Genomic DNA, 21,392 nt, shown 5'->3' with positions numbered 1-21,392 from the left:
CACCCGATATATCAAACGTAACTGAAGAAGATACCCAAAAATAACACCACACCAACATAGTTATTATTGAGAAATGCCTGGAAACAAAGCTCTCTTTCCCGACCTGCAATCAGTTTCTGCTGATAAATAAATAAGGCACCGGCAAGCAACAATGACCAATAGTAGATGCCGCCCAGATTCATCATATAACCCACCAACAGCAAAACCAGTAACATAGCAAGTTGTAGTAAACCAATAATCAGCTTATCGAAACGACCAAACAGGATAGCAGTAGACTTAACACCAATTTTCAGATCATCGTTACGATCGACCATGGCATACTGTGTATCATAAATAACTGACCACAAGATATTAACCAGAAATAATAGCCAGCATTCTAGTGGTAAGGACTCACTAACCGCAGCGAATCCCATTGGGATAGACCAGCCATAAGCCGCTCCCAATACAAACTGAGGAAGATGGCTGAATCGTTTAACAAAGGGATAAAACCAGGCTAAAGCCAACCCAGCGACTGACAACCAGATAGCCATCTTATTCAGCGCCAGAACCAACCCGAAAGAAATCAGCACCAGTACAACAAACAGGATCTTACTCTCTTTCTCACTGATAGCACCACTGGGCAGGGGACGTGCTTTTGTACGTTCGACATAACCATCAAATTTTCTGTCAGCAAAATCATTAATGACACATCCTGCTGCACGCATCAGAAACACACCGGCAGTAAAGACCAACAATATGTGCATATCCGGAATACCTTTCCCGGCAATCCATAAAGCCCAAAATGTTGGCCATAACAACAATAACGAACCTATGGGTCTGTCAATACGCACTAAACGGCAATAGGCCTGCCATTTATTTTGCGTCATACTTCCCGCCACTTCTGTTTCCCCCTTGTTTAAATTTTATTTTTTGTATACAGGTGATTCAGGCAAGAAGACTTCCGTTAATAATAATGGTTTGCTTGATAACCTCAGCAATGATCGCCTTGCCCAACGTTTCCCCTGTTGCCCTACATGAATATAATCCCGTGTTAATTTATTGCTACTAAAAAGATATCGTCCAAGTGGGACTGTTCCTAAATCAACCAGACTTTCATCAGGGCCGGTTAATGTTGCTTCAGGAATTAACGTTCTTCCCAATAACCAGGGGATATTATCACCGTATAACACAACCTCACGCAGCCAGTACCTCTGGCAAGTTAGCAAATGCTCACTTTCATCGAAAAGTTCTTCCACTGTGATAAAAGACTCTCTGAATGGTACAACACGAACATGGTCACAGTATTGTTCAAAACGGCGGGTCATTGACCCCAACTCCATCAGCCAGTCTGAAATCTCATCAGGCAAGCCGGATGAATCCACCGAGACCCACTGAATAGGCGCCGTTGTTAAGATCGAGTCAGTTAACATGCGATTTTCCATTAGGACAAATTTCTTTTATCCGGTCGTACAATTGATGGGCACTGAGAATACCACGTTGTAGGTATACAGAATAAAAAGTTATGACAAATTCTGTAAATAATACTTGCCAAAAATAAGCGAATTATGATCAACATAATTCGCTCATACAAATTAAGTCCCTGATTTAGAATAAGTGATTAACGCCATGCTTTAAAGCGGTTAATCAATCCATTTGTCGAGCTATCGTGATCGACAACCGCTTCACCATCCTCAAGCTCGGGCAAAATACGATTAGCCAGTTGCTTACCTAGCTCAACTCCCCATTGGTCAAAAGTGAAAATGTTGAGAATCGCCCCTTGTACAAATATTTTGTGCTCATACATGGCAATCAACGCGCCCAAACTGAATGGGGTAATTTCACGCAACAAAATGGAATTCGTCGGACGGTTTCCTTCAAACACTTTAAATGGTGCAACATGCCCGACTTCAACCGCAGTTTTACCACTGGCGACAAATTCAGCGTCCACTTGCCCACGGGTTTTACCGAATGCCAACGCTTCTGTCTGAGCGAAGAAGTTGGATAACAATTTGTTGTGATGGTCACTCAATGGGTTATGGCTGATCGCCGGAGCAATAAAATCGCAAGGGATCAGTTTAGTGCCCTGATGAATTAGTTGATAGAAAGCGTGCTGACCATTGGTTCCAGGCTCTCCCCAGATGATCGGACCGGTTTGGTAATCCACCGGATGACCATTGCGATCAATATATTTACCGTTGGATTCCATATTGCCCTGCTGAAAGTATGCGGCAAAACGATGCAGGTATTGATCATATGGCAGAGTCGCTTCAGTTTCCGCGCCAAAGAAATTGTTGTACCAGATGCCAATCAGCGCCAATAATACGGGGATATTTTGCTCAAACGGGGTATGGGAAAAATGCTGATCCATTGCGTGTGCACCACTGAGCAGTTGTTCAAAATTATCAAACCCAATAGAGAGAGCAATAGACAAACCAATTGCTGACCATAATGAATAACGGCCCCCCACCCAATCCCAGAACTCAAACATATTTTGGGTATCAATACCGAATTTCTTAACTGCCTGCTCATTGGTGGAGAGCGCGGCAAAATGCTTCGCAACATGTGCTTCATCACCGGCAGTTTTCAGAAACCAGTCACGGGCAGAGTGAGCATTGGTCATTGTTTCCTGAGTAGTGAATGTCTTGGAAGCAATCAGAAAGAGTGTCGTTTCCGGGTTAAGCGCTTTCAGGGTCTCTGCAATATGGGTTCCATCAACATTAGAAACGAAATGCATATTCAAATGATTTTTATAGGGCTTCAACGCTTCAGTGACCATATAAGGGCCGAGATCTGATCCACCGATACCGATATTCACAACATCAGTCATCGCCTTACCGGTATAGCCTTTCCACTCACCGTTAATCACACGCCGACTGAAATTTTTCATTTTTGCCAACACAGCATTAACCTGTTGCATAACATCTTCCCCATCAACAAGAATTGGGGCATTGCTACGGTTACGCAAAGCAATATGCAGTACGGCGCGTTCTTCAGTACGGTTAATTTTCTCACCGGAGAACATGCTACGAATAGCGCTGGCAACATCCGTCTCTTTCGCCAGCACCTGTAACTTTTCCAATGTCTCGGTTGTGATGCGGTTTTTTGAAAAATCCACCAGCATCTGGTCATCAAACGTCGCAGAAAACTTAGCAAAGCGATCTTTGTCCTGTTCAAACAACTCACGTATGTGAATACTTTTTATTTGCGCAAAATGCTGTTCTAATGCCTTCCAAGCTGAGGTTTGACTAGGATTAATATTTTTCATAGCTATGCTCTCTATCAACTGACTGTAAATAATTGGAGGTAAAGAAAGATTGTAACCCGTAATTCTGTGATTAAATCCCCCTTTCCTTTAATCGCTGATATTGGTCAAAACAATTAAGTTTTTCTAGCTCTATTTGCTAAGGTGTATAAAAAATAGTTATTCTTCTCTACTATCCTCAATTTCTTTTATGATCCTCATATCATCATGAAAGATATTGATATAGCTCTTCACTACGTTGACTCAAACCGGTTAACCCGATATTTCTAAAATTCCATCCAGTCAACATAAGGTTATCGCAATGAGTTCTGTTTCATCCCTTTTCCCGGAAACCGGCGGGTATGTCGTCGCAAAATTTGGTGGTACCAGCGTGGCAAATTTCGATGCCATGAATAGCAGTGCAGATATCGTACTGGCAAATAAAGAAGTTCGTGTCGTGGTACTGTCTGCTTCTGCTGGTATAACTAACCTATTAATCGCGCTGGCGGAAGGTTGCGATGCAGATAAACTGGCTGACTATCTGAAACAGATCCAAACCATTCAATATGCGATTGCTGATCGTTTGCACATATCTGATGTTATTCGTCAGGAAATCAATTGCTTGCTGGAAAATATTAAAACGCTTGCTGAAACAGCATCGCTGGCAACTTCGGATGTACTGACAGATGAAATAGTCAGCCACGGAGAGCTGATGTCCACGTTGTTGTTTACCGAGTTGCTTCGCCAGCGTGGTACGGATGCCGAATGGTTTGATATTCGCAAAATTATGCGTACCGATGATCATTTTGGTTGTGCAGAACCAAACAACACACAGCTGCGAATACTGGCAACTGAACATCTTTTACCTCATCTAAAAAATACCCTGATTGTCACTCAAGGTTTTATTGGCCGTGAAGAGAAAGGCCGTACTACCACACTTGGACGTGGTGGCAGTGACTATACGGCGGCATTGTTGGGAGAAGCCCTCAACCTGGAGCGTGTTGATATCTGGACAGATGTTCCGGGGATTTACACCACTGACCCACGAATAGTTCCGGCTGCCCAACGAATTGATAAAATTGCTTTTGATGAAGCGGCGGAGATGGCAACATTTGGCGCTAAAATCCTGCACCCGGCAACACTGTTTCCGGCTATTCGCTGTGGTATTCCGGTATTTGTTGGCTCCAGTAAAAATCCCCAGTCCGGCGGTACGCTGGTTTGCGATACGACGGAAGCGCCGCCCCGGTTCCGTGCTATCACCCTGCGCCGGCAACAAACATTACTGACATTGCATAGCCTGAAAATGCTACATGCACAGGGATTTTTAGCTGAAATATTTACCATCCTGTCACGTCATAGCATCTCAGTGGATTTGATTACCACGTCTGAAGTGAATGTGGCATTAACACTTGACACTACCGGCTCCACCAGCACGAATGGTAGTTTACTGACTAATGCACTGATGACTGAGCTTTCAACGCTGTGCAGGGTTGACGTGGAAGAAGATCTGGCGCTGGTGGCGATTATTGGTAATCAGCTTTCTCAAACCAGTGGATTAGGAAAACAAGTTTTTAGTGGGCTGGAAAGATTCAATCTCCGTATGATCAGTCATGGTGCCAGCAACCATAACCTGTGCCTGCTTGTCCAAGGCAACGACGCGGAGCAAATTGTTCAAACGCTTCATCAGTGTTTGTTTGAATAAAGCCTATCAATAAACAGGTGATCATTCCGGCATTTGCAGCACCGTTCTGATCACCTGTTGATCAACGTTAGAAAGAAGACTTTTTTACAGCATCAAATGCTGTTGGTCGTCCGCAATGTTGACCATAATGCTTTCATGGCCTTTCCCTTGGGGAAAGCGATATATTCCGGTTCAATTAACGACGGGCGCCAGCTCATTTTATATTGACGTTGCGAAGCGGCAGGATAAACAATGCCGCCTTTTGATGACAACCATTTGGCAATTTTATGAAAGATTGCCGAATCATTGAAGTTCTTCTCCTCACCAAACTCCACCAATGGGGTGAAACCTAAATGAAGGTAGGAAACTGTCCCCTCTTCCAGGAAGTCATTAATCGCGGTTTCATTAATAAACTGCATAGTGCCGTCGGGTATATCCGGTTTCTTTCGGGATAGACTATGAAACCACCCCGATGTTTCCCCCCAAGTGTAACTATAGACGATATATGCCTGAATCTGTTCTCCCCGAGTTGCAATATAGACTCTGTGCTCACCTGAATTCACTTCCACGGTGTTGAAATCAATCACCAGTTTTTTCAGGGCTTTCGCATGTTTTTCTTTCAACCAAAGTTGATTAATCTGTTCTAATTGTGGTTTAAGCCGATAATATTCCTCTTGCGAGCTTATCTCTCGAACAGAAATTCCTGCCCTTCTGGATTTGCTGATTTTATTTCTAAGTTGCTGAAACCGCTTGCCTGTCATGCTATATCCATTAAGGCTCAGTGAATAACTGGCCCCAAGCTGGTTCACAGAAAAGCCATTATTCTTCAACAACACAAAGTCACTCTCATCACCGTGCAAAAAAACTGGGAAAGCCCGTTTTTCTCTGGTGAAATTGAGAAATAACTGCAAAAGTGCAGCGCGTTCTTCGTCAGGTGCCAAAATGCCACCCACACACATATGCAGGTTTTTGTCCTGGAAGAAACCAATCGCTCCCTTCTGATTCGTAAACCACAGTGTTTCACTATTGAACAACAGGCTACTCAACGGATGCTTTGCATAGCAGAGCACCTTTCTAAGATGACTGTTGCCAAGAACATCCTGAGCGTTCCCGGTGGTAATAACCTGGGGAACATCAGGCAACATACTCATAACGTTCACCTTGATTCTTCGGGGCATACTGGACCGGGATGAACCCATGCTTCCTGGCGATATCCCGGATGGCTAATGCGTCATTGTAATCAATAGATTTACCGATGCTTTGATGAACACTCACCTGTTCAAGCGCCACTGCAATGGTTTCCGATAAGCAAGCCAGATTGACCCCCGCCGGGACATCGATCAGATTGCAATCGCTGTAAGTGACTTTCTCAGGCTGATAGACCAAACCACCTTCATAAACGTGATGGTTATCGTCACGAATGAAATCGAATGGCCTGGCTGCATCAAAAACAATGGCGGAATCTTTCAAGTAATGCGTATTTAAGAAAGGCTTGCCTTCACTGGTTGCTGAGACGATAAAGTCAGCCTGACTCAACGATTGTTCATAACTCTCTATCGCTTCTAAACCAAAGGTGCCAATGACCTCAAGAACTTGCTGATGCAACAGACGGGCATCGGTGACACCAGGATTTTGTTTGAAAATCCATTTTCTCATCTTATCCATGACAGAATCCGGCTGGATAATATCGTGAGTTTTTAACACCGAGGAGAGAAGCGCCTTGGTCAGTTCAGAAAGCAAAATGCGTGCTTTATTGGGGCGGCTAACCAAGATAATCCGGCCAAAGTTATGGGCTAAACCGGTAACAGAAAGCCTGCCTACAGAACCTCTGGCTCCCACGACCGCCAACGTTTGCCGGGACGCATTTTCAGCCAACATGGAACGAATACCTTCAACCACTGCCATCGCCGTCAGAGAATTGCCGTTAGTCACTATCCGGCCCTGCCGATTATTCACTAAGCTGTTACCACCATCAGTAATCACCGATGTATAAGCGCCTAATCCGACTATTTCAGCACCATTTTTCTCTGCTATATCAAAATACTCCTTCATCAACACCGTCCGTTCTTTCACCGACAATGCCATCATATCTTCGGGACTGATAGGTGAGAAAAGAAGCATACCGTTAGCGTATGCCGTTGAGCTTTCGACACCAAACTCAACCGCGATATCAGGATTGAAGTCAATTGCAGAAACTTCCGTGATCCAGTTACCGAGCTGTTTCTGTTGTTCCGGTGTGTAATTCTCCTTTATTGACAGACAATAGGAATGCGCAAGCTCACCGACCGAAGTGGTATGGATCAGGAAAGCGAATTTCTTACCTTCAATCAATTGCGACGCAGGCGCTTTAATCTGGGCAACATTGTTGTTTCTTGAAATTGGATAACTGACCGACGGTGGCGGGAGATCCGCAACAGATAGGTCTATCAAGTGTGAAAACAGAATGTCATACCGTCCATTCTCGACCAGTTTACAGACCTCATCAAAAGCTGTGAAAAACGCCTTAATATCCTCTTTGGCAACGTTAAGCGGCGGTTCAAAACGTACAGAACAAGGGCGGGACATCAATGGCATGGTGAAAATGCCATAGTGTTTCAATAAGAAACTACAAATAATGTAAGCCAGACCACCGCTTCGTTGGCTAAAATTGATAAATATGTTGGAAGCGGCTTTACTGTCCTGTATTTCAAGACCCCGCATCAAGCCAGCACCTTGCCAGTAAAAAAGCGCCGGGTATTTAGCCGACAATTGTTCAAGACATTCATCAACATAGCTGCTGACTTCCTGAACATGCGTTAACGCCTTACCATTATCTTTCGTCAGATGCTGGATAACAGCAATCCCCATGGTCGCCGCCAGAACATTATTAGCAAACGTGGAGCTGTGTTTCTTATCGAACTCGGAAACATAAAGTTCATCTGAATACAACATCGCACCAATAGGCGAGATACCCGCACCCAACGCTTTAGAAAACAGGATCACATCCGGTTTCAGCGAGTAGAGCGTGGCCGCACAGAATGCCCCCAACCTGCCGATGCCAGTCTGAACTTCATCAAATACTGACAACGTGCCATTAGCCTTACACAGTTGCAAAATACTGGAGAGCGTATCCGATGGAATCACTTTCATTCCACCTTCTCCCTGTACCGGTTCAATGATAAATGCGGCAAATTCCCGGCTTGCCAGCTTTATTTTTATTTCATCCAGGTTTTCGCTATCAACATGTTCATACAGCTTATCATCGTAAATGAAATCAGCTTTAAACCGATTTGAGCCTGTAGCCGATAATGCTGAGTAGGTTTTACCGTGGAAACTGCGATGCAGACTCAAAATACTTTTTCTGCCGGTCACCAGGCGTGCAAACTTAATCGCCGCTTCTACCGTCTCGGCACCACTGTTAGTGAAAGTACAGTGGGTATATTTTTCCTTGTCTATTTGTTCTGCCAGCATTTCAGCCAATAACCGTACCTTTTTGTGAATATTGGGCTGAAAGAAGATAGGTTCTTTATTTTCAATGAACTTGCTGACTTCGGTGATAGCGAAATCAGGATTATGCCCAAATGGCAATGCACCATATTGAGCCAAAAAGTCTTTAACAACCCGGCCATCCGATAATGTAAGCCGGTTATTTTCAGCAGACTTAATATCCAGCTCAAGGCCCACAGAGTTTAATAAACTCTCACGATATTGATTAACAAACATAGTTCTCTCTCTCTTTTTTTAGGTGCACAAAGTCATGCTGTAAACAGCATAGGAAAATTCTTGAGTTATAAATAGGTGATCTAAAAAATCATTAAGCTGGCTGCATTATTTGGTTAATCATCTGGAATTCTCCTACAGGATGAAATTTGAATAACTGTACAGCGGAATAGAAACTCATAATTTCTGGTGTTGTCATCACCTTAATTCCACCGCAACATCGGAATATGAAATTGGCGGCTTCTTCAAGAATTTTTTCCAAGGTATAACGTAACGCGAGGATCTTATAGACGGCGTTTTCATCCTGACTAGCATAGAAAGCTATCGTCAGCATCTGATCGAGAATAACATTAATCTTATAATCAGCTTGGGTCAGGGTATATTTAATGGACTGCTGTTCTGCCACTTTCTCCGGAATAAAACGGGCAAGCCCACTCAAAACACCAGAGTAAGTATTAGCGGCAAAATAATTAAATAGTGATAAGCCGTAGGAAAGAATTGATTGCTGCTCAAGTCCCTTATAATGAGAAAGACGTTTTGATGAAACTTCAGTATCCGAAAATTTGACTTCTTGATTATCACTTTCAGTAAAAATCTCCAGCTGCCAGAAAGGAATAACCTTAATACTCTGCGCAGATTTAGAAACCAACACGACTCTCATTTCATTGCCATTATCTGTGTCGCAGACCGATAATACGTAATAATCCGCAATTGAAGACAGAGAACAGGGTTTCTTCGAACCATTAACCAATAGTTTTCCTCCTTTAGAATGCATTTTAAGTGACGGCATGAAAATATTCGCCCCAGGCAGCCCCTCAGCAAAAGCAGAAGCAACCAACGCTTTTGAAGCCATCACTTCATTCAATAATGTGTTGTTATCTTCGAATAAATCGGGAAACTTACTGCAAGCCAGTACAATATGATTATGCATGGTTAAGGCAATACCGACAGAGGGAAGCCATGAAGAGACTTCACGAATAGTCTTACCCACCTGATTAAGCCCCTCGATGCTGGATTGAGCCACCAAGCGTAGGCATTGTGAAGCGGCTTCAGAATCCAATAACAATCTCTTCAACCTATCAGGCGTCAAATGCTGATATTTCCCGCTGTTTTTCCTGAGTTCTTCAACAATATCTGTCATTTTCAACTCTCCTGTGCTTATTCAAACAACCCATTGAATAAGCCTGATATCTACACTAAACCCATGTATTCAAGGCGGGACTGTTGCATCTGTTCAACCAAAGAATGAGACAGCTCAAGGCGAGATTCCACGGTAGAATCGGACAACAACATCCCAGGTACCAACTCATAGCCTTCAATAAAGCGCAAATTATTCTGCATACCCCGTTGATAGTACATTTCACGCTCCACAAACAGGTCATCAACAGAGATCTGATTCCATAACGCCAATCCTTCTTCTATACACTCAAGAGCTGGTTGCTTTAGAGAGCTGTCACTTTCGAGTGCCATTTTGACAATGTTTGCACACACGGTCAGATGCCTTAATTCATCGGCGTTAGCTCTGGCCTGAGTCTCGGCGGCTGCAATATCAAAAGGACGCCATTTGATCTCACTGAGTTCTGAAGTTGGTGCCAGCACCCCTTCCAGAACAACAGTAATGATCAGCACACCTGCGATATAGTCATTTTTCAATACCACCCACTTGTCAAAATAGGTTCTCAATGTTTCCAGCATATGGGTCATTTTTCCCTGTAAAAGGTTTTCCATTTTTCCGGCCACATTGTCGATATTCGCGAAACCTATTCTAACCAGATGTTCCCTGAATAATTTGGCATGTCTGCCTTCGTCAAATATCTGGGTTAGCATATAATCAAAGTTGATATTGTCAGGTGCTTTATCTGCAAGCAGCAGTAATGCCTTAGTCGCTTCATATTCTGAAATCGATTTAAAAGAAAGCTCCCTAATCAGAGACTCCCGTAAATCACCCGGCAAATAGGTTAATTTAGGGTCATTTGCATAATTGGATTTTTTTCTTTGTTCAACCTCTACTTGTTTAGTAAACCATTCATCCAATCCCCAATCCTTTGCCTGCATTTCTATTTCCGATGCCTGTTTAATTAAGCCCATGATATAAATTCCTATTTAGATAGAGTTATCTCTCTGTAATTCTTCATTTTAATGAACGGTTGGCTGTTTAAATACATTAATAAATAATTTAGGAAAATTTCCCAGTACACCTCGATCCAGGCAAATATGGACAAATAACGCAATGACACTGTAATTATCCTGAAATAACCAGAGCCAGAGCAAAGTAATTATACTAAGCGTGAGTAAATTGTGGCAAATATTATAAATAGTATAAAAAACAGGGGGCGGAACCTCTTTCTTATTCAGCAAACTCCAGATCCGTCCTGGGTAATAGCCAATAATATCAATCATAAAGAATAACACAATAAATTGCCACCAATTGATATAACTCTCAAGCTGCCAGGTCAGAAATAAACTGATGAAAAACAATCCCAGAAATTCCCAACGCAGAATTTTCAATGTATTAATCATTTTCTATTCTCCATCATTTCTCTTTTCATGATCGCAATTATCTCTTCTGGTTGTTTAATCCAGACACTATGAGGATTCCCCTTAAGAGACAAGGTTATTTCACTAACTTTTGCGTTAGATATAAGACTTGCTAATGATTTGGCGGATCTTAATGGTGCCCAATTATCTTCTTTAAAACAAATATAGACTGCTTTGGATAAATTCTTATTTCTTTTACCTTTATAAGCACTGATATGATCATAATTCCCTGTCCAAACAGTTCTGGACCAGTCCCGCATCAACCCCTTAGCTTCCCTTATACCAAAACCAATCTTTTTCCCAGGGAGATAACCATATAACGCCGTCAGAATGTTAAAAATAACAGCGGCCTTTATCATCTGTATCCGCCCCATTCCCTGCCAATTCTTATACCACACGCTCCCGGTTGCCACACAAAACAGAGAAAAAGGCCGGTCAGTTGAGCAGGCAAAAAGCGTCGCAATATGTCCCCCAAGGCTGTGACCAAATACAATAGGAATTTCCTTACTATTTAATTGAATAGCTTTATCCAACATTGTGGGAAGATAATCCCACAGCAGATCGGAATAGTTATAATCATTTTCCCTGCTGGGTTTGGGTTGGTTGTCTCCATAACCTGGCATATCAGCAGTCACAACCTGAAATCCCTCTTTTACCAGTTGTTGTATCAGAGTTTCATATTTCCTGATTTCCACACCAATAGCCGGTAACAATACAATAACCCTGCCATTACTATCTCCTTGATAAACCTTATAATTACAGAGAAAATTGCCAGCCACTTTAAAATTATTATTTTTCATATCTACAGTGCCCCCATTAACTACATCACACTCCGGTGACTGACATCGGCGATAAAGCAGCCAAAAAAGTTCGTATTTTAAAAGCGATAAATATCAATTGCTTATCTATATTTACCTTTTCGGGCTATTGGTGGTTTTTAAATTTATTATTAACCAATAAAAAGCCCCTTATATTTTATTAGTTACAGGCTATCGATAAATCAAGAAACATATATTATTTTCCAAATTATTTGCTGGAAGAATTATTTTACACTTCATACATGACTTAATTACAAGAGTGAATTATATCGTAAATATATTAACAAAATTAATTACCAAGCAGTAATAATATCAATCCTGAATATATTAAATATATATAAAACAACTCCGACAGAACAATATGGTTATATATAAAAACAATCGATTAATAATGGAGATAGATAACGTTAATTGCAGAAATACATAAAAGCAAATTAACTTTATTCATGTCAAAATTAAATAATATATTTGGAAGTTATTTCATTATATTATCTTTACCAAATCAATTTAATATTTTCACTAGAACAAATTATTAATTGCTTACATTATCTCTTAATAACACTTACACAATAAAATTATTATTTATCTACTATTTAATTCATCAAATTAATCAGTCATTCTGATATCTTATTTTTTGACTGGTTTTAATTACAACCATCAATTTTACGGGATTAAAAGCTAACTTATTCGGCGTTATTGTTGCAGTCCGTTATTGTAAATAAATAGTGAACACAGACAGCGCACAGAAATTAGATCTACACATAGTACGTAAGGAGTAACGGATAACATTCTCCACACATCGGATGAGTGTTTTTCAGGTTTATCGTTCATAATTAGAAATGAAAATGAATTCCATCTTATGATTCAGAGGGCATTTCAATGAGCACTGCCGTTACCAGTAAAAAAACAAAACGAACTAAAATTACGCCGAATAATGCTGCTACTAACGGGCAGGTACAGTCATTAAGTCGTGGGCTTAATCTTTTGGAATCTATTTCCGAATCACCTGGCGGTATCGCGCTGACTGATTTAGCACAACAAGCCGGATTACCCAACTCCACCACTCACCGCCTTTTGACCACCTTGCAACAACATGGTTTTGTCCGTCAGATTGGTGATTTAGGGTTGTGGGTTATTGGTTCACACACGTTTATTGTCGGCAGCAGTTTCTTGCAGAGCCGCAATCTATTGGCACTTATTCACCCTATCCTTCGCCGCTTGATGGACGATTCCGGTGAAACCGTCAATTTGGCCATTCTTGATCACAGTGAATATGAGGCGGTTATTGTCGATCAAGTGCAGTGTAATGCCCTGATGAGAATGTCCGCACCTATCGGTGGCAAGTTACCTATGCACGCTTCCGGTGCGGGTAAAGCATTTCTTTCTACGTTATCAGATAACCAACTGGTTCAGTTACTGCATAAAAAAGGGCTTCATGCTTACACGCAACATACCAAGACAACCCCTACAGGTTTAAAAGAAAATCTGGAACAAGCACGCAAACAAGGGTATTCATTTGATGATGAAGAACATGCTTTGGGTCTGCGCTGTATTGCTGCCTGTATTTATGATGAGCATCACCAAGCCTTTGCCGCTATTTCTATTTCCGGCCCAGTCTCACGGATCACTGATGATCGTGTCACTGAACTTGGTGCTTTGGTGATCCGTGCAGCAAAAGAGATCAGTAAAGAATATGGCGGGGTTCGTTAATTCTTTTTCCTGATAATCACATATTTCACACGGGCATGGATTCTATCGTGCCCTATCTTTTCAGACCAATAAGTTTGATTCAATTTATACAGTCATAAAAATATTATCGGTAAATAAAAGAATAACCGTGAAAACATATTGAGAATTCGGAAACAATAATGCCTCCGAATTCTTACATAATAGAAAAAATCGTTAATAGACAATTAACTGACCAACATTATTCTTATACAGTGGCCTTTGATAAAGTCCAAGTACCTGTTCCGTTGCCTCGGTTAGAAAGCAGTGAAGTATATACTTTATATACTTCACCAGGAACATTAGCATTGAAACAAGTATCGAGAAATCCTCCATGCACATTATTATAACCATTAAGGAAACGGATGATATCACCCTCACGAACTTTACCATCGTATCCACTCGTTGTATCGGAAAAAATATACCATGTTAGTGTATCAACTGGACGTGCTGTTTTATCTGCCGTATAAACATTATAGAGTTCAGGTGACGGAGCATAACCATTAGCATTAAGATATCCGCCATTATTCTGATAAAGATTCACCAGAAACACCGTATCACCACTGTAAACCTCGGTTCCTATCCCCTTTCCGCCCGCAGACAAAATTTGCCATGAACCCGTGCCAGAACCCGGAGCACGTTCCGGTGAAGTAGCTGTGAATACGTTATATTTTGCGCCCGGTACATTTGCATAACCATTAGTATCCAGATAGCCACCATTTCCAAGATAGTTATTTCTAATATGAATTCTATCGCCATATAAAATTACACTAGCCATTATTAGTTCCTTAAATATTTTTATGAAGTTATATATGTATTATGTGAAAATTTTAATGTATTTAATCAAGAGTCAAAAACATTCATTATTTTTCCAGTCATTAGCCGTGACAAAAAACATGTTTTCGAAATTCCACAAAATTATAGAATGCCAAAAAATAAACAGTTCTATTTTTATTCCTCAAAGTAATCACCAAATATATTGCTTTAATTTACATTCCGATTATGCTCTCTTAATAAAAATGAATTAATTTAACGAATTTATAAACAATATCAATGGGGAATTATATAAAGAATCCAGAAGCAATAATGCCTCCGGATTTTTACATCATAGAAAGATTGATTAATAGATAATTAACAGATCAACATTATTCTCATGAAGTTGCTTTTGATAAATTCCAAGTGCCTGTTCCGTTGTCTCGATCAGAAAGAATTGAAGTATATACATTATATACGGCACCAGGAACACTAGCAGTGGAACACGTATCGAGGAATCCCCCTCGTACGCTATTATAACCATTCAGAAAACGGATAATATCGCCTTCACGAACTTTACCATCATATCCATTTGTTGCATCTGAAAAAATATACCATGTCAGGGTCTCAACCGGATGTGCTGATTTATCCGCCGTATAAACATTATAGAGTTCAGGGAACGGCGCATAACCATTAGTGCTAAGATATCCCCCATTATTCTGGTAAAGATTAACAAGAAACACGATATCGCTACTATAAACCTCTGTCCCTATGCTTTTCCCACTCGCAGACAAAATTTACCATGAACCCGTACCTGGATCACGAGTTGGCGAAGCCGCCGTATATACGTCGTATTTTGCTCCTGGTATGTTTGCATAACCATTAGCATCCAGATAGCCACCATTTCCATTAGCATAGTTGTTTTTAATATGAATCTTATCACCATATAAAATTATGCTAGCCATTATTAGCTCCTTAAATACTTTTATGAAGTTATATATGCATTATATGAAAATTTTAATCCATTTAATTAAGAGTGAAAAATATTCATTATTTTTCCAGTTATTCGTTATGATGAAAAATATTTTTTTTGAGGCTTAATAAAATTATAGAACGCCAAAAAATAAACAGTTCTCTTTTTATTCTTCCATATTAAAGATTAAAACCACCGATTTTAGTCGGTGGTTGTTGAGCCAACAAATCCCGCAAAGTGGTGGAGCTGGAAGTATTAGCGCGTGTTGCGACGGTGACATTTGGGGGTAAAAAATTCTCATACTTAACTACAAATGAATGGCAGGCTTTTGGGATGTGTAGTGGTCTTTATTTTTGGTTTTTTGGCAAAATTTACAGTTTTTTGGCTAGAAAACACTGGATATCTGGACATGATGGTATATTATTTAGGTCGTTTTGGTTGCATTTTTCTTCGGAGTGGTTTTTATGATTAACATCACTAAAGATTTGTTTGTAGAAGTGATGAATGACGCATTACAGGGTAAGCGCGAAAACTTAGAAATGCGTCTACGCATCATGATCAAGAAGCTTAAAAAAGATTCTCCGGAGCTGGCATCTGAATTAAGTGATGCGCTTTTGAGAAGTAACAACTCTGTTAGTATGATGAGGAGTGTTGCGAGCAATCGGCAACCTGCCCCCGTGGATGCAGATACTCGGCAAAAGTTGTTGGTTGAAACTTATCCCGTACAACTCACTGTGACACCTCTTTGGCCGGAGCATATTTCTACTTCTTTGCACCGTTTTGCTGCTGAATGGGATAAAAGGGAACAGCTTATTGAAAATGGTTTGTTGCCTTCAAAATCCCTTTTAATGGATGGCCCTCCGGGAGTTGGAAAAACACTTGCAGCTAAATGGCTTGCAGAAAAAATGAACTTGCCGTTGTTAACATTAGATTTAGCAAGTGTCATGAGTAGTTTTTTGGGTAAGACCGGCAATAATATTCGCGCCGTTTTAGATTATGCTCGCTCTTTCCCTTGTGTTCTTTTATTAGATGAGTTTGATTCAATAGCAAAAAAACGAGATGATTCTTCAGATGTTGGGGAGCTTAAGAGATTAGTTACCGTGTTATTGCAAGCTATTGATGAATGGCCGAGTACCTCTATTCTTGTAGCTGCTACCAACCACGGAGAACTGCTAGACTCTGCTGTATGGAGAAGATTCGACCGGGTTATTAGCTTCGATTATCCTAGCCAAGACCTCATTAAAGAGTTTTTACAAAGAAGTGATATACCTTTAGGTATTGCCACCCACATTAGTGAAAAACTTGTAGGGCAATCATTCGCAGTAATAGAGCGTTCGATTAAACAAGCAAAACGAAACTCTGTGCTTGAAGGGATGCCCGTCAATAAAGCTATTATGGAAGAAATATTTGAAGGTCAATCAATCACGGATTTGATTAAAGCGATGAGTGAAAAAGGGATGTCTCAAAGACAAATATCAACTGAGCTTTCTGTATCTAGGTCGCTGATTAGAAAAATAGTTAATGTTGAGGGAACAAACAATGAAGAATAAGAATTTGCTTTTAGGCTATGGTGAGACGTTAACCGGGGAGGTACAGATTAAAAATGGGAATGGACCCAAAAATAAACCTTATACATATGAAGAAAATGCTCCAGTAATAATGCGTGAGTTGCAAGGGGTACTGCGAAATATTCAGGCTCTTCCAGAGGAAGTTATGCCTAATGGCGAAGCTATTGCAAAAATTACGCTTCATCCTGCATTTTTGGCAAAATCATATTTCCCCGTACTACTTTTCAAAAAATTCTCATTAAAAAGTGTTGGCAGTAAGTCCGTTAGAGTTCGACCGAGGACAGTTGTTGGTGGACGCGGAAAACCTAAAGAGGAGTCTACTAGTGCATGTATCTATGTATCTGGTAAAGCAAAAGATTTTTTAGACTTATATAACGCAATGCACAATGACCGTTTAAACAAAGGTCAAAAGAAAGAAATAATTACCTTCGAAGAGGTTTCGTTTTTCGAACCGATTGAAAAAATAAAAAACATTGAGTCTTCTGAAAATGTCAGGAAACTTGAAGTAGCTCTTCATACGCCTAGTAGTAATAATGGAGTGTTACGAAGTTTTATTGATTACGCTCTGTCATGTGGTGCAAAAATTAATGAAAATAAAATCATTAATATGAATGGATTAACTTTCATGCCAATCATTGCTAATGCTGATGAAGCGGCGCGTGTTGCTGAGTTTTCTTTCCTTCGCGCTATACGTGACCTGCCGAGTTTAAGGATTAATAATCCGGTTTTTACTCGGATATTGACTGAAAATGGTGGCCTAGAGCTGCCTCAAGAAAAAGCAATTAATGAGAATATCAAGGTTGCTATTTTTGATGGTGGTATTGGGAATACAGATTTCGAGCCGTGGGTAAAAGAATACACTTTTAGTGAAAGCTCGAAAACTAGTGGGCAACTACTTTCTCACGGGCAAGATGTGACCTCAACGGTATTATTTGGGGCGATAGCTAAAGGGCAAAGCGAATTACCTATACCTTATGCCAAAGCAGACCACTATCGCGTGCTTGATAATTCGATTGATGGTGAAGATGACGACTTGTTTGATGTTCTATTAAGGATAAAATCCGTTCTTGATAAAGTTAATTATGATTATATCAACCTAAGCTTAGGGCCGAGATTCCCAGTTGATGACGATGATGTTCATGTGTGGACATCAACTCTGGAGCAGTATCTTTCTTCGGGGAAAACTTTATGTACCGTAGCTGTAGGTAACGATGGTTGTTTAGCTGAAGGCTTAAATCGTATTCAACCTCCTTTAGACTTGGTAAATGCTCTTGCAGTGGGGGCTGCTAATTCTTTATCCCCTATATGGGAGAAAAGTGATTATAGCTGCATTGGTCCGGGTAGAAGTCCGGGGTTTGTTAAACCGGATGGTGTTGCATTCGGTGGTTCAAAAGATGAACCATTTGAGATTTATAGTCCATTCTTAGGTGGTGTGGTACAAACAGCCGGGACAAGTTTCTCGTCACCATTGGTTTTACGTCAGGCTATCGGATTGGTCGCGAGCCTACAATATGACATTACCCCGCTTACAGCTAAGGCCTTGCTAATTCACCATGCAGAGAATAATGGCTCTGAACGTAGTCATGTTGGATGGGGACGATTCCCTCATGATATTTCTGATGTGATCTATTGCGGCGATGATGAGGTTAAAGTTATCTATCAAGGTGAATTAAAACCTTCCCAACATCTTCGTGCTTCTATCCCATACCCAGATATACCGGTTAATGGAGTTATAGATTTAAAAGCTACATTCTGTTTTACCACTCCTGTTGATGTTGAACATCCAGTAAACTACACGAAAAGTGGGCTGGTTGTTACGATGAGAAAAACGCCAAAGGACAAAATCGGTGCCACTTTCCCACTATTTAATAGTAAGAATATTTATGCGACTGAGGAAGAGCTTCGTGAAGATTCCCATAGGTGGGAAACGACATTAAGAAGCGAGCATACTTTCAACAAGGGAACGCTGAAAGACCCGTGTTTCGATGTTATCTATTATGGTCGCGATTGCGGTATGAAGGTCGAAATCGAAGATTTACCAAATCTATCTTACGTTCTTATCGTGTCTCTCAAGGCAAAAGATACTCCTGAACTATATAATAATATTCGGCAGCGTTATCAAACATTGCAGCCGATTCAAATACAACAACAGATTAGATTGCAGTCATAATTTCTCAATGCATGGCAATCGTATTCAATATGGGGATGATTGCTGTTCTTAAAAATAGTGACAATCCCGAATTAGGGCTTTTTAATTTATCCTGAAAAAACGCTTTCATTAAAAGGAGTGTGTAATTATGAAATCTAGAAATCTAGAAATGATTTATGATCTAATTGCAGCAAACTATACAAAAAACCTACAACCAAACGGCAAGTTCTTACATACTTTAACACCATCCACGACGAATACTGTTTATGAATTTGAAGCAAATAGTACGGATGAGATTGTGATAGGTGAGCATTATAACATTGGGTTAGCGATGTCAAAAAACAATCATGTCTCTAATAGAATAAAATATTACTCGCTGTTGCTTTTTCCTTACCAGGAATCCTCAGCTTGTGAGCAATCAGCTGTGGTACCGCTTGTAATAAGTGCTCTGAACCGGCATACCATGCGTGCATCCACGGCCATGTGTATCTTGGTATTGAGCCCCCTTTTGTACGCCCCATATCCTGATTGCCATCTTCCGCCCCTGCGGCATGGGGATGAATCTTAATGTGACTGGCGTCAATCATCAGCCATTCGAAATCCGGTTCAGAGATGAGTTCCTCAAGCAATCCTTCCCATACGCCTTTGTCACGCCACCGACAAAAACGGCGATGCGTATTTTTCCAATCGCCATAATCGGGGGGTAAATCTCGCCAGGGGGCTCCTGTCCGTAAAATCCAGAATACCGCATTAATAAATAGTCGATTATCATAAGCGACACGTCCCCAGGTGCCCTGACACCCTGGTAAGTGAGGCTCAAGTCAATGCCAAACATGATCAGAGATATCGTGACGATGGTGTGCGGGTGTGTTCATGGTTAAGTCATCCATTCGTGTAATCAGGCGTTATTATGACATAAATTAATTCATGACGACACTTTCTGGAAAGCGTAAAAAGATAACAAGGTTGCAAGCCGCAGCTACCATCGTTGAGAAAGAGTTACTTCTATTGCGGATTTGAGTGGTAAGAAATAGATTAGGATAATATTCAGGGAGGGCAGTAACGCTCCCCGCTTTCCATAGCAAATGAGCTGACACCGTACACCTTCTTCATGTACGAATTGCACGAAATTTATACAATTACAAGGTAAAACATATCCACAAAATCATTCAATTATTTTTAACTTCTTTATGTTTCAATTAAAACAAAAAACCTCCGACAAATCGGAGGTTTATAGAGGAATTATTGACAATAGTATCTAAGGTCAACTGTTGGGTAGGGCACGTGCGCCCAGAACGGGTTAGCCGTTGCCCCCCCACCGAACCGTACGTGCACATTTCTGTGCATACGGCTCTCCATTGGATCAAACAAAGGTTCTTTGGTCTGGCAGTGTTCCCCGGTGAAGGTTGACGTGACATGTCCGGCAGATCACTAATGTTTTCCTGTTACGGGCAATCATCAGCTTCTTCCAGTTATCTGTACCCGACTTAATATCCTTAAGTTTCCTCACATGGTGGACTTCAAAAGGACCGGTTCTGGTACCGCAATATTCACATTGGCATGCGGCCAACCTGTCCAGCAATTCAGTTCTGCCAGAATATTTATGCGTATTCGGCAATATATCCGGTGAACTGTGTTTTGGCGCACTTCTGTTTTTGAGTCTAAATACCTCCAACTCATATACCTTTCCATTACGATTTTCCCGATAAACATACCTGCCATCCGCTTGCCTTAATCGCCGCGCGATTTTGGTGCGTGATGTCCGATGTTTACCTGCCAGCGTCTTATAAAGACTATTTTCCCATATCCAATGCAACTTATTGAGATAGAGAACGGGGGCAAGATTGTAGTAATTCGCATAGCCGCGCATTTCGGCGTTGTACTGACCAATGAGTTCATAGTCAGACATATGCATCATCGCTGGCCGACCAGCGCTGTTACCATATCCGCCATCGTAATTCCCATAGCCACGTAGAGAGCAGAATTTCAGGATTCTTTCCCTCGGTATGCCCAGATGGATATGTTCCGTTATCGTACGTTTTACCGCATGAGTTTTACTTCCATCTGCATTAAGCCCTACAACACATTTGACCTGTTTGCTTTCACGGCGTGTTTTAATTTCATAACCGAGAAAAGTGAATCCTTTCTTTGGGTCAATAATGCCGGATTTTTCTTTTGATATTTTCAGACGAAGTTCAGTTTCAACAAAATCGACAACCTCTTTCATTATCTTTTTCGCCTCACCTTTACTTCCTATCACACCAATCA

Annotated in this window: 17 protein-coding genes and 1 pseudogene; 4 read left to right on the top strand and 14 right to left on the bottom strand. The window is 40.9% G+C overall.

What is annotated here, in order from left to right; translation table 11 throughout:
- Positions 1–11: 11 nt before the first annotated feature.
- From ubiA to pgi, 3 genes are all read right to left on the bottom strand, one after another.
- Positions 12–866 (bottom strand): 4-hydroxybenzoate octaprenyltransferase, encoded by an 855-nt coding sequence (ubiA, locus tag ACGF7G_RS18100; RefSeq protein WP_166296052.1) that lies wholly within the window; start codon positions 864–866, stop codon positions 12–14.
- 36 nt (positions 867–902) lie between these two features.
- The gene (gene ubiC / locus ACGF7G_RS18095; protein WP_133816389.1) at positions 903–1,409 is read right to left on the bottom strand and encodes a chorismate lyase; all 507 of its coding nucleotides are present in this window, start codon (positions 1,407–1,409) and stop codon (positions 903–905) included.
- Between the two features lie 188 nt (positions 1,410–1,597).
- On the bottom strand, positions 1,598–3,244 hold the full coding sequence (gene pgi / locus ACGF7G_RS18090; RefSeq protein WP_387467319.1) for a glucose-6-phosphate isomerase: 1,647 nt from the start codon (positions 3,242–3,244) through the stop codon (positions 1,598–1,600).
- A gap of 298 nt (positions 3,245–3,542) precedes the next feature.
- On the opposite strand from pgi, the gene lysC reads away from it, so the two are divergent.
- Positions 3,543–4,922 carry a lysine-sensitive aspartokinase 3 gene (lysC, locus tag ACGF7G_RS18085; protein WP_387467317.1) on the top strand — a complete coding sequence of 460 codons (1,380 nt, stop codon included), beginning with the start codon at positions 3,543–3,545 and terminating at the stop codon, positions 4,920–4,922.
- Positions 4,923–5,014: 92 nt separating this feature from the next.
- Here the strand turns inward: lysC and ACGF7G_RS18080 are convergent, their stop codons facing one another.
- The 6 genes from ACGF7G_RS18080 to ACGF7G_RS18055 all read right to left on the bottom strand — a co-directional run bounded on the left by ACGF7G_RS18080 (position 5,015) and on the right by ACGF7G_RS18055 (position 11,938).
- Positions 5,015–6,052 (bottom strand): phosphatidylglycerol lysyltransferase domain-containing protein, encoded by a 1,038-nt coding sequence (locus ACGF7G_RS18080; protein ID WP_387467315.1) that lies wholly within the window; start codon positions 6,050–6,052, stop codon positions 5,015–5,017.
- Entirely contained in the window at positions 6,036–8,603 is a 2,568-nt protein-coding gene (locus ACGF7G_RS18075) for an aminotransferase class III-fold pyridoxal phosphate-dependent enzyme (protein WP_387467313.1), read from the bottom strand. The genes ACGF7G_RS18080 and ACGF7G_RS18075 overlap by 17 nt, the downstream gene beginning before the upstream one ends.
- A gap of 91 nt (positions 8,604–8,694) precedes the next feature.
- A complete protein-coding gene (locus ACGF7G_RS18070) occupies positions 8,695–9,741 on the bottom strand; it encodes an acyl-CoA dehydrogenase (RefSeq protein ID WP_387467311.1) in 1,047 nt (348 codons plus the stop codon).
- A gap of 50 nt (positions 9,742–9,791) precedes the next feature.
- Entirely contained in the window at positions 9,792–10,688 is an 897-nt protein-coding gene (locus ACGF7G_RS18065; RefSeq protein ID WP_387467310.1) for a hypothetical protein, read from the bottom strand.
- Between the two features lie 48 nt (positions 10,689–10,736).
- Positions 10,737–11,120, bottom strand: coding sequence for a hypothetical protein (locus ACGF7G_RS18060; protein WP_387467309.1), 384 nt, complete (start codon positions 11,118–11,120; stop codon positions 10,737–10,739).
- Positions 11,117–11,938, bottom strand: coding sequence for an alpha/beta fold hydrolase (locus tag ACGF7G_RS18055; RefSeq protein ID WP_387467307.1), 822 nt, complete (start codon positions 11,936–11,938; stop codon positions 11,117–11,119). The genes ACGF7G_RS18060 and ACGF7G_RS18055 overlap by 4 nt, the downstream gene beginning before the upstream one ends.
- Positions 11,939–12,835: 897 nt before the next feature.
- Here ACGF7G_RS18055 and iclR point away from each other — a divergent pair.
- Complete coding sequence (iclR, locus tag ACGF7G_RS18050; protein WP_387467305.1) at positions 12,836–13,666, top strand: glyoxylate bypass operon transcriptional repressor IclR; 831 nt, start codon at positions 12,836–12,838, stop codon at positions 13,664–13,666.
- Between the two features lie 223 nt (positions 13,667–13,889).
- Here iclR and ACGF7G_RS18045 read toward each other — a convergent pair whose 3' ends face one another.
- From ACGF7G_RS18045 to ACGF7G_RS18035, 3 genes are all read right to left on the bottom strand, one after another.
- Positions 13,890–14,459, bottom strand: a complete 570-nt coding sequence (locus tag ACGF7G_RS18045; RefSeq protein WP_387467302.1) for a hypothetical protein — start codon at positions 14,457–14,459, stop codon at positions 13,890–13,892.
- 373 nt (positions 14,460–14,832) lie between these two features.
- Entirely contained in the window at positions 14,833–15,228 is a 396-nt protein-coding gene (locus ACGF7G_RS18040; RefSeq protein WP_387467300.1) for a hypothetical protein, read from the bottom strand.
- Between the two features lie 3 nt (positions 15,229–15,231).
- Entirely contained in the window at positions 15,232–15,399 is a 168-nt protein-coding gene (locus ACGF7G_RS18035) for a hypothetical protein (protein ID WP_387467298.1), read from the bottom strand.
- Positions 15,400–15,871: 472 nt separating this feature from the next.
- Here ACGF7G_RS18035 and ACGF7G_RS18030 point away from each other — a divergent pair, with 472 nt between their 5' ends.
- Complete coding sequence (locus tag ACGF7G_RS18030) at positions 15,872–16,957, top strand: AAA family ATPase (protein ID WP_387467296.1); 1,086 nt, start codon at positions 15,872–15,874, stop codon at positions 16,955–16,957.
- Positions 16,947–19,145: a S8 family peptidase gene (locus ACGF7G_RS18025; RefSeq protein ID WP_387467294.1), complete on the top strand. Its 2,199-nt coding sequence runs from the start codon at positions 16,947–16,949 to the stop codon at positions 19,143–19,145. Before ACGF7G_RS18030 ends, ACGF7G_RS18025 begins: the two co-directional genes overlap by 11 nt.
- Before the next feature lie 381 nt (positions 19,146–19,526).
- Here the strand turns inward: ACGF7G_RS18025 and ACGF7G_RS18020 are convergent.
- Together ACGF7G_RS18020 and ACGF7G_RS18015 are read right to left on the bottom strand one after the other, a co-directional pair.
- Positions 19,527–19,999 (bottom strand): annotated as a pseudogene (locus ACGF7G_RS18020) (IS5 family transposase); the annotation flags it as partial.
- A 488-nt stretch (positions 20,000–20,487) separates the two neighbouring features.
- A partial coding sequence (locus tag ACGF7G_RS18015; RefSeq protein ID WP_387467292.1) for a group II intron reverse transcriptase/maturase occupies positions 20,488–21,392 on the bottom strand: 905 nt, incomplete at its 5' end.

The sequence above is a fragment of the Photorhabdus sp. RM323S genome (assembly GCF_042879375.1).
In the GTDB taxonomy this organism is placed as follows: Bacteria; Pseudomonadota; Gammaproteobacteria; order Enterobacterales; family Enterobacteriaceae; genus Photorhabdus; species Photorhabdus tasmaniensis.
This window is presented reverse-complemented; position numbering and strand designations above follow the sequence as displayed.